Origin of the sequence: Muribaculum sp. (genome assembly GCF_029051885.1) — a bacterium.
Lineage (GTDB): Bacteria > Bacteroidota > Bacteroidia > Bacteroidales > Muribaculaceae > Muribaculum.
This window is the reverse complement of sequence record NZ_JAIDKI010000105.1, coordinates 1-5,393: the sequence shown is the minus strand read 5'-3', so window position 1 is coordinate 5,393 and position 5,393 is coordinate 1. Positions and strand designations below refer to the sequence as shown.

General features: G+C 50.3%; 7 protein-coding genes. 1 reads left to right on the top strand and 6 read right to left on the bottom strand.

The window, feature by feature from the left end:
- A partial coding sequence (locus tag K2I50_RS04695; protein WP_301025068.1) for a ClpB D2-like domain containing protein occupies positions 1-214 on the top strand: 214 nt, incomplete at its 5' end.
- Between the two features lie 124 nt (positions 215-338).
- On the opposite strand, the gene K2I50_RS04690 is transcribed toward K2I50_RS04695, so the two are convergent.
- The 6 genes from K2I50_RS04690 to nadC all read right to left on the bottom strand — a co-directional run.
- Entirely contained in the window at positions 339-536 is a 198-nt protein-coding gene (locus K2I50_RS04690; protein WP_301025067.1) for a hypothetical protein, read from the bottom strand.
- A 95-nt stretch (positions 537-631) separates the two neighbouring features.
- Positions 632-1,279 carry a 3'-5' exonuclease gene (locus tag K2I50_RS04685; RefSeq protein WP_526022951.1) on the bottom strand — a complete coding sequence of 216 codons (648 nt, stop codon included), beginning with the start codon at positions 1,277-1,279 and terminating at the stop codon, positions 632-634.
- Between the two features lie 178 nt (positions 1,280-1,457).
- On the bottom strand, positions 1,458-2,084 hold the full coding sequence (bioD, locus tag K2I50_RS04680; RefSeq protein ID WP_301025065.1) for a dethiobiotin synthase: 627 nt from the start codon (positions 2,082-2,084) through the stop codon (positions 1,458-1,460).
- The gene (locus K2I50_RS04675) at positions 2,081-3,472 is read right to left on the bottom strand and encodes a pimeloyl-ACP methyl esterase BioG family protein (protein WP_301025064.1); all 1,392 of its coding nucleotides are present in this window, start codon (positions 3,470-3,472) and stop codon (positions 2,081-2,083) included. Before K2I50_RS04675 ends, bioD begins: the two co-directional genes overlap by 4 nt.
- Positions 3,469-4,605: an 8-amino-7-oxononanoate synthase gene (gene bioF / locus K2I50_RS04670; RefSeq protein WP_301025063.1), complete on the bottom strand. Its 1,137-nt coding sequence runs from the start codon at positions 4,603-4,605 to the stop codon at positions 3,469-3,471. Before bioF ends, K2I50_RS04675 begins: the two co-directional genes overlap by 4 nt.
- Positions 4,605-5,393 (bottom strand): carboxylating nicotinate-nucleotide diphosphorylase (nadC, locus tag K2I50_RS04665; RefSeq protein ID WP_301025062.1); only part of this gene is annotated, 789 nt, incomplete at its 5' end. The genes nadC and bioF, both read right to left, overlap by 1 nt.

The window sequence follows — 5,393 nt, the reverse complement described above, 5'->3', positions numbered from 1 at the left end:
ACACTTTGCACCTCGACCGCTCAAGCGTGCTATTCAGAAGTATCTTGAGGATGAACTCGCTGAGATGATTATTAATGCATCGGTGACTTCGGGCTCAAGAATCTGTGTTGGTTATGATGAGGGGGCCGATAAAATCGTCACTGAAATAAATGCTCCCAATCCGGCGGCTTCAGACCGGTGTGAGGAGCCCGACTCTGACAATCCCGGCAATTGATAAAACGGGATGAGATGCGATGTAGAGCATTTTTCCTGGCTTGAAATTATAAAGGCAATCGCCGTGCAATCCGGAAATATCCGGTGCACGGCGATTGTATTTTTCTGCCGTTCTTAGGTCGTTATCAGGATTGTCTGCGGCGACGGCCTATTGTGCCTCCACGTTTTAGGAATATATGTAGCAGTATTATACACAGGAGGGTGGCTCCGATGATTCCGAAGTAGAACATGTAGTTGCCGGCGTAGAATTCGGCTCTGCCTATATAGCACATGACTGCGAGGTATATAAGCAGCAGAAGTGGTAACCAGGTAGATTTTTTCATGGCAAGATGTAAATGTGAATATGTATATGCTATTGTATTGATATATATTAAATGGATTGTAGTATATAGCATGTGATAGGTCACATGCATGTTTTTTACGATTTTACCTCGTCGGAAGAGTCGGGAATCATGATATAAGGCGATTCCTGCGGATTGAATGTGCCGCTTGTGAGTGCATGATAAATCCGCAGGCATGCCCATGCGTCGATTGCTGCATAAATCTGCTGGGGAGCTGTGAGTACAGTCGCCTCCCAGTTGCTCAGACGCTGGCTTTTGGATATACGTTCGCCAAATATTATTCCATATATTTTCTGAAGGCTTGAATCGTGTATAGCATAGCCTGACACGATATCCTGTAGATCGATAAATCCGGCAGGTGAGAATTTGGTGCCACGGTGCATCACGTGAAAGTCATCTTTCAGCGATAAGCCTATTTTAAGTATACCCGGGTCTTCAAAAAAATCACACAATTCTTTGGTGATGCCAAACTTGTTGATTCGGAACAGATAGCAGCATTCTCCGGTGGAAATCTGGATAAGGGCCACTTTGTTTGGGTGACCTTTGCGGAACGAGGGCTTCGTCTCGGTGTCGAATCCTACTACGGGGCAACGCTTTATCGCGCTCAGGGCGCTTGCAGCCTGCTCCGGTGTGTTGACAACCACTATGTAGCCCGGATAGGCCACAACGGGCAACTCCGCGAGTCGCTCTTTGGATATGGACAATATTAAAGTGTTGACATTCATCCGTCTTACTCTTATAATCCCATGAACAGTGGAAGCCATGCCCGATATAAACTATGCAGGATTATGACTTTTATCACCGTAAAGTTACTAATTTATGCTGTAGAGCATGCCAGGGCGCCCCTTGCTATAACTTTTTTTAACTCTTGCGCAGTGAATATGCGGATATCTCAAAGGTTTTTTACATCACGATGAATGATGCCTCCGGGAAGTGTCGGGTGACATATCTGCCGATAAACTCCCGTGTGTCTTTGGCGATGATTTTGTCGCTGTCAAAGAATGTATTGTAGATGACCGAGAATAGTTTTATGCCACGGCTACGGATGGCCTCAAGAGATAAAATGGTATGGTTTATTGATCCGAGCACACCGTTTGTGACGAGTATCATCGGCAACTCATGCCTGGCGACATAGTCGATAGTAAAATAGTCGTCGGTAATGGGTACCATAAGTCCGCCGGCTCCTTCTACAAGGACTACATCGTAGCGCGATGCAAGAGTGTCGGTCGATTTCTTTATAAGGTCAAGGTCTATGTCGCGTCCGTCGATGCGAGCTGCAAGCTGGGCTGAGGCCGGATAGCTGAAGATGACCGGGGCGGTAGTGTGGTCGATATCTTCCGGGAGCATATCTATACCCATTATTATGCGGTGTGCCTCGATATCTTCCGACCATGTGTCATTGCCGGTCTGTATGAATTTCTGGGTTGCGACTTTAAGCCCTTTTTCCATCAGGCGCTTTGCAAGCATGCCGGTTATATATGTCTTTCCGGCATCGGTGTCTATGCCTGATATAAAGTATACTCCATTCATATTTTTTCTGCTATAAGGTAAAGGGGGTGGTACGTAAGGGTGACACTTCCGTCGGTATTTCGCGGATATCCGGATATGATGCGGCTGAGCGGGATACCGGCACCGCGCATACCGTTGACTCCTGTGGCGCGCAGATGTCGCATCACCTCTTTCGGAGTGTCAAATCGCATTGTTATCTCTTCCTGTCGTGACGCCAACAGGCGCATATCCGCGGGAAGTAGTCCGACGAGTTCGCTTAGAGTGAGATAGCGCAGTGGGAGGTTGGTCACTTGTGAGAGTTCGCGCATATTGTGTTCGCCGAATGTTGAGATTACGAGATGACCTCCCGGGGCCAGCACGCGTGAGGCATTTGCGATGAATCTGGCCGGAGAATTAAACCATTGTATTGTCGAGGCACTTACGATGGCGTCGGCTGAAGCGTCGGGCTGATGCGATATCAGTTCCTCGGCATCTCCGGCCACAGTCTCGACCGATTGACATGCGAGTTCAATCTCGGATGGACTCAGGTCCCAGAGAATCATATGCGAGGGCTTCAGTGAGGACATGTAGAGGCGCGTCATTGTTCCGGTACCGAATCCGGCTTCTATTATTGTGCCGGGAGAGCGTACGTCAAGTTCATTCCGCCACATGTCCCAAAGGTGTCGGGCTATCTCTTTCTGTGCCACAGCCTCAGTATCATATGTGGGGAGAGAGCGCCGGAATTTCTGTGCCACATAGTCCTTGTCGATAATTTCCTGGTCTATGATTGTCTGCCAGTCGGGCAGGTGTCCTCCTTCAGTAGTGCGGATTCGATAGGATAGCATGTTCCATGCACGCCTCAGGTTGTCGGCTGGAAATATGCGGTCATTTTCCGCGATTATTGCTCTGTCCCATTGTAATGCCGGATGCATATCTCGGCCCTCTTTGGCAAGAATGCCAAGGATGCGCAATTCCTCGCGTAGTTCATCGACCGGACGGTCGGGCTGTACGGCACGATATCTGGCATACTCCTCCGAGTTTCGGCACATGCGTCTTCGGAATTTCTGCAACGTGGATTCGTTGAGTCCGTCGAGGGTGCCGGTGAAAATAGCGTCGGGTATTCCCCTTGAGTCATCGACAGGATGAGGACTTCCGTTGACGGCAATTGACAGGGTGGGGTGTATGTCGGGATGGCTGCTGCATACTCGCTCTGCCATCATCACTCCCATAGACCATGCAAACAGGTAGATGTTGCGGTAACGTTGCAGTGGCGTGATGTCAAATGATTCGTCGCGATAGTCCCATACGGCCATTATGTCGCAGCCGGGGTATCGCAGCATGCTGATTGCTTCCGCATCTGCACCCCAGCCGAGAAATATCAGAATCAGGTCGTGATTGTCGGTGGATTGGTGGATAATTCGTTGAATCATAGTCTCTGAAGCGTGGCGGCAATTGCCATGCTTACATTTTGGAGGTCAGAATCCGTCAGCGCAGCACTCAGACTGAAGCGCAGTCGCTCAGTGCCTGGCGGAACTGTCGGTGTTCGTATCGGGAGCACTTTCACTCCCTGTTGAAGCAATTTCTGTGAGAGTTCTACCGTGCGGGCGGCGTCCCCGATGACCAACGGCATTATATGGCTTGGCTGTGGGGGAAGAGCTACGTATGGCTCCAATATGGCAGACATTCTGCGGGTAATCTCTTGCAGGCGTTTGCGCTCGGCATCCATCCCGACAATCTTTTCAATTATATATCTGCTCCATCGGCATACCATAGGAGGAATGGCGGTGGAGAATATAAAACTGCGTGCACGGTTTACAAGATACTCGCGTATGTCGGGACTTGTGGCGACAAATGCTCCGGATGATGCGGCTGCTTTGCCGAGTGTGCCTACAATAATGTCGACCATATGGCCTCGCGGATTGCTTTTCACGAGCCCAAGTCCGCGGTCGCCTATGACACCGAATGCGTGAGCCTCGTCGACGTAGAGCATCATGTTGGGGTATCGCTCCTTCAGTGCGATGAGTGCGTCGAGGTCACACCAGTCTCCGTCCATACTGTATACAGACTCGACTACAACAAGGATGCGTTCATATTCCCTGTGGTGCTTCTCGAGCAGACGCTCAAGATGAGAGATGTCATTATGCGGGAAGCGGGCGAATCTGGCGCGCGAAAGCACAATGCCGTCGATTATCGAGGCATGCACGAGCTTGTCGGCAAGTATTATTGTCCCTTCCGAAGCAAGAGCCGAGACTGTGCCTGCATTGGCATGGTAACCGCTGTTGAACAGTAACACCGATTTCCCATACAGTGTTGACAGCAATTCTTCAAGCGCATAGAAATCCTCCTGTCCGGCAGCGAGCAGACGCGAGGCCGACGCGGTAAGCGGAGCCATGCGGTTTTCGGGCATCTCCATGAACTCCTGTTGAAGTCCGGGGCGTGAAGCGAGCCCAAGATAGTCGTTGCTTGACAGGTCGATACATTCCCTGCCCGAACCGGGCAGGGGTATATGTCGGAGGTTGCCTGATTGGCGTAGTTGCTCTAAAGTGGCACTAAAGGTTGGCATCAGCAATGTTTGAAACTCATATCAAGACCCTTGACCGAGTGTGTAAGGGCACCTACGGAGATGAAGTCGACGCCACATTCGCCATAGTCACGGAGAGTTTCGAGTGTAATGCCGCCAGATGATTCAACTTCGGCACGTCCGTTTATGAGTTCTACGGCCTCTTTTGTGCGCTCCGGAGTGAAGTTGTCGAGCATGATGCGGTCAACTCCGGCTTCAAGAGCCTGAAGTATTTCTTCAGTGTTGCGTACCTCAACTTCGATTTTGAGGTTTTTGCCTTTTTCAGCGAGGTATTTTTTTGCAGAGTTTACGGCCTGAGGTATACCGCCTGCGAAATCGACATGATTGTCCTTTATGAGAATCATGTCGAAGAGGCCGATGCGGTGGTTTTCGCCTCCTCCGATTTTTACTGCCATTTTCTCGAGCATACGCATGCCGGGTGTGGTCTTACGCGTGTCGAGCACTTTAGTCTTAAGTCCGGCAAGGCGCTCCTGATAGCGTGCGGTCATTGTGGCTATGCCGCTCATGCGTTGCATTATGTTGAGCATCACGCGCTCGGTCTGTAGCAGAGAGCGCACAGGGCCTTCGACTACAAATGCGATATCGCCTGGCTTTACGTGAGCACCGTCGTTTATATATTGTGTTATCTTTAGAGAAGAATCGAATTTCTCAAATACCTTTTTTGCAATCTCGATGCCGGCAATAATACCTTCCTCCTTGATAAGGAGATGCTGGCGGCCTGTAGCGTCGGCCGGGATTGTGCTGAGTGTGGTGTGGTCGCCGTCGCCCAC